Annotated in this window: 4 protein-coding genes; all 4 read right to left on the bottom strand. The window is 74.3% G+C overall.

What is annotated here, in order from left to right; genetic code table 11:
* Nucleotides 1–1,510, bottom strand: a 1,510-nt coding sequence (locus QH283_RS23145) for a hypothetical protein (RefSeq protein WP_280505048.1), incomplete at its 3' end; no start/stop codon positions are given.
* A gap of 8 nt (nucleotides 1,511–1,518) precedes the next feature.
* On the bottom strand, nucleotides 1,519–1,938 hold the full coding sequence (locus tag QH283_RS23140; protein WP_280505047.1) for a pyridoxamine 5'-phosphate oxidase family protein: 420 nt from the start codon (nucleotides 1,936–1,938) through the stop codon (nucleotides 1,519–1,521).
* Nucleotides 1,939–1,948: 10 nt separating this feature from the next.
* Nucleotides 1,949–3,247: an LLM class flavin-dependent oxidoreductase gene (locus QH283_RS23135; RefSeq protein ID WP_280505046.1), complete on the bottom strand. Its 1,299-nt coding sequence runs from the start codon at nucleotides 3,245–3,247 to the stop codon at nucleotides 1,949–1,951.
* Nucleotides 3,244–4,055 (bottom strand): LLM class flavin-dependent oxidoreductase (locus QH283_RS23130; protein WP_280505045.1); only part of this gene is annotated, 812 nt, incomplete at its 5' end. The genes QH283_RS23135 and QH283_RS23130, both read right to left, overlap by 4 nt.

The raw sequence follows: 4,055 nt of genomic DNA, 5'->3' as shown, positions 1-4,055 counted from the left end.
CCCCCCCCCCGCGTTCTTTGGGGGGGGGGCCCGCGCGCCTCCGCGCCCGCCCCCGCCGGCCCTCCGCCGCCCCGGCCCGCGCCCCAGCCCCCCCCCCCCCGCGCCCCCCCCCCCCCCCCCGGGGGGGGGGGCGCGCCCCCGGGGGCCCCCCGCCCCGCGGCCCGAACACGTGGCTCGCCAGATTGTGCGGATGGGCGACCGGCAGCAGGATGTGGACGGCCACCGGATGGTCGAGGATCGGGGCGTCCCGGTGGGCGGCGAGCGAGGCACGCGCGGTGGCGAGATAGGCCGGAGTCGGGTCCTCGCGCCAACGCTGCGCGAAGGTCGCCGTGGAGACCAGGCTGCACACGACGAACGCCGCGACCCCGGCCGCGGCCGCCGCCCGAAGCCGATGTGAGGCAGCGCGACGCGGAGGCTCCCGGCGCGGGGCGCGGGCGATCACCGCCCACCCGAGGGTGAGCACGACCGCGCTGTCGGCGACATAGCGCAGGGTCTGCGCCAGTTCGGCGGCGGTGTCGGGGCCGGTGCGCACCACGATCATCGAGGCTTCCGACAGCGCGAGGTAACCGAGCAGCAGCAACCACACCGCCCCGGTGCGCCGCCGGGCGCGCAGGGACCACACCACCGCGGCGGCGGCGACGATCCAGCCGAGGACGATCAGGGCGACGGGCGGGGTCGCCCACGGCGGGGCGGGCGGCCAGCGCTCCCACACCAGCGGGCCGCCGACGAGGGCGGGCGCCACGCCGAGCGAGGTGGCCCGGTGGGCGAGTTCGGCGGCCTCGGCGAACGACGGGACCGACGGGCGCGTCTCGGTCACCGAGCAGTAGGCCACCGCCCACAGCGCCGTGACCGCGGCGAGCGGCAGCCACAGCGCCCGCCCGCGCGCCACGGCGGTGCGCAACGGCCGGGCGTCGCCGTCGACCCGGTACAGCAGGGCCACGAGCGCGCAGGCCACCGGGGCCACCAGCACCGCCTTCTCGAAACAGGCCAGCGCGAGGGCCGCGACCAGCGTGCCGGTCACCGCGTAACGGCGGCATCCGGTGCGGCACAGCATGATCGCGTCGCCGGTGACCCAGGCGAGCCCGATCTGCAATGGCAGCGAGTTCAGTCCGGCCGACCACCACGCGAACGACGGCAGCGTCAGCGGTACGAACAGGTAGAACGCCAAGGGCGGCACCAGGATCGGCCGCATGCCGAGCATCAGGTACAGCACCCGCAGCACCGCCGCCGCGGCGAGCGCCTGCCCGAGGACGAGGGTGAGGGCGGGCACCGCCCAGTTCAGCGGCGCGAAGTGGGTGGCGAACCAGGCCAGCGCGAACGCCCCCGGCATGAAGTGGCCGTCGTGGTCGTAGAGCAGCAGTTCGCGCGACAGCAGCGGCCACTGCCCGGAACGGCCGATCAGGATCAGATCGTCCCAGTAGAAGCCGCCGGTCCAGGCCAGCCAGGAGCGGACCGCGAGGTGCAGCGCGATCAGGCCCGCCGCGAGAAAGGCGACCTGCCGAGCGGACACCGACCGCCTTACAACTGACCGAGATCGGCCGACAGCCAGTGCTCCGGTCGCATGGACACCACCACCTGCGGGCCGAAGCCCTCGGCCATCCGCAGGTAGGGCTCGACCTTCTCCGGCGGCAGATAGCGGGCCACCATCTCCAGGTGCTGGGCGTCGGTCACGGGGGTGACCTCGGCGAGCGGGCCCTCCACGCTGACATAACGCACCGCAGGCGACTCCTGGTGCACCATCAGCGAGAACCGGCCCGCCTCCCGGATGTGGCGCATCTTGGTGGAGTCGGGACCGGTCAGCACCCACGGCAGCCCGCCTGGCCGGTACTGGTACCAGATCGGCACCACGAGCGGGCCGCGGCCCGGCACCGCCACCGACAGCGCCGCGACATGCGGCTGGGACAGGAACTGCTCGCGCTCTTCTCGGCTCAACGGCATGGGCGCGAGTCTAGGCACCGGGTCCGACATCCCGGGGGACGCCGGGCGGCGCGTGCCCGCGATCCGCCGTGCGCTGCCGGAAGGCGCCCGGCTCGTCCATCGTCCGGGCGGCCCCGCGACGGTGGAGCTCGGGCACGAGGCCGTCGAGCACCTCGTCGAGATAGTGCCGGGTGATGATGCCGCCGCCCCCGTGGAACAGCAGGAAGCCGTCGCCGCCGACGTGGTCCATGGCCTCGATCATCCGGTCGGCGACCGTCGCTGGGGTCCCGACGAGTTCGAGCGAGGTGGATTCGCCGGTGCTGCCGAGCACTTCGCGCAGCGAGGAGTTCGCGGTCAGGCGCTTCATGGTGTCGAGGATGCTCTGCGCGCCGTTGGTGGTGGCGTCGGCGGGGACCGGGCCGTCCAGGTCGAACCGGGCGAAGTCGATCTCGGAGATGTTGGACAACTGCACGATCCGGCGCAGGAAGTTGTCGCTGTCGGGTGAGTACATGCGGTCGCGTTTGGCGCGGGCCTCGGCGTCGGTCTCGCCGAGGATCGGGGTGACCATGTACAGCACCCGGCAGCGGTCGGGGTCGCCGCCCGCGCGTTCGATGCGCTCGCGGATGCCGTCCCGGTAGGCCTTCATCGCCGCGGGCCCCACCGGCACCGCGACGATCAGGTCGGCCCATTCGGCGGCGAAGTCCATGCCCGCCGGCGAGCCGCCCGCCTGGCAGAGCACCGGCCGGTCGGCGGCGGTCAGCGGGGCGGCCGGTCCGCGCAGCCGGTAGTACTCGCCGTCGAAGGACACCTCGCCCTCGCCGGACCACAACGCGCTGGTGGCGCGCAGGTATTCGTCCGCGCGCCGGTAGCGCTCGTCGTGCTCCCACAGTTTCTCCAGCCCGACGTTCTGGGCGGCCAGATCCTCGAAGGAGGTGACGATGTTCCAGCCGGAGCGGCCGCCGCTCAGTTCGTCGAGGGTGGCCTGCATCCTGGCCAGCCGGTCCGGCGGGTAGAGACTGGTGCTCATGGTGGTGACGATGCCGAGCCGTTCGGTGGCCTGGGAGATGGCGGCGGCCAGCGGCAGCGGATCGTGCTTGGGGGCCTTCACGGTGGCCTTGAACTCGGCGACCATGTCGCCGCCGAAGTTCTCCGGCACCACGCTGGAATCCTCGAGCATGATGAAGTCGATGCCGCTGCGCTCGAGCGCGCGGGCCATGTCGACGTAGAACGTGCCGTCGGTCCATGCCCGCGGGTCCGGCCCGGACCAGGGACGGTTCCAGCCGGTCGGCATGTAGTTGACGAACCAGCCGAGGGTCATCGGGGTGTTCACAGCGGCACCTCTGTTCCTGCCTCGCAGGGCACGTAGTCGAAATCGCCTGCGGGCAGGCCGAGCCGGTCGCGCAGCAGGCCGTCACGGGCGGCGGCCGCCGCTGGCAGCACCTCGTGCAGGACCCGGCCGAACAGCGCGCCGGGACCGATGCCGTGGAAGGCATAGCCGTCGGCGCCGGTGGGCGGCGGGTCGAGCGCCCGCTCGGGGCCGACCCGCAGCAGGACGTGGGACGCGGTCGCCGCGGCGGCGGCCACCTCGGACTCGTCGGCGACCAGCAGCACGTCGGCGGTGTCGGAGGCGGCGGTGCCGGGTGCGGCGCAGCCCGTCCCCCGGATCGGCTCCGCCGCGGCGGCGAAATCGGCGACCCGCACCGGGCTGCCCTGGGGCGGACGCGGGGCGTTGAGCGGGCCGCGGGTGGCGTAGTAGGGGCCGCGGTAGCCGGGCACGTGCACGCAATCGGCGTCGACGTAGCGGCCGGAGGGCACGTCGGCGACGATGGCGTGCGGCTCCCAGGAGTTCCACAGCGCGGCGGTGGCGGCGAGATAGTCGGCCAGGGCCTCCTCGCGCTCCCTCGGCCCTGTTCCGGCGGGATTCCAGCGGCCGGAGTCGTCGGCGCACACCGCGCCGGTGTCCTCGGCGGTGACGAACCATCCGGCGCGGCCCCGGGTCAGCGCGTCGAGGGTGTTGAGGGCGCGGGCGGTGAGGAACGGTGGCTGGCTCCACGGCGAGATCTCGGCGATCAAGCCGATGCGCGGGGCGCGGCGGGCGGCGGCCGCGGCCGTCAGCAGCGGTTCCGGTCCGCCGCGCG

Source organism: Nocardia farcinica, assembly GCF_029867845.1.
In the GTDB taxonomy this organism is placed as follows: domain Bacteria; phylum Actinomycetota; class Actinomycetes; order Mycobacteriales; family Mycobacteriaceae; genus Nocardia; species Nocardia farcinica_A.
This window is presented reverse-complemented; position numbering and strand designations above follow the sequence as displayed.

What these genes read in the sequence shown, in the direction of transcription:
- QH283_RS23140 (WP_280505047.1), bottom strand. Translation starts at nt 1,938, where the DNA reads ATGCCGTTGAGCCGAGAAGAGCGCGAGCAGTTCCTGTCCCAGCCGCAT.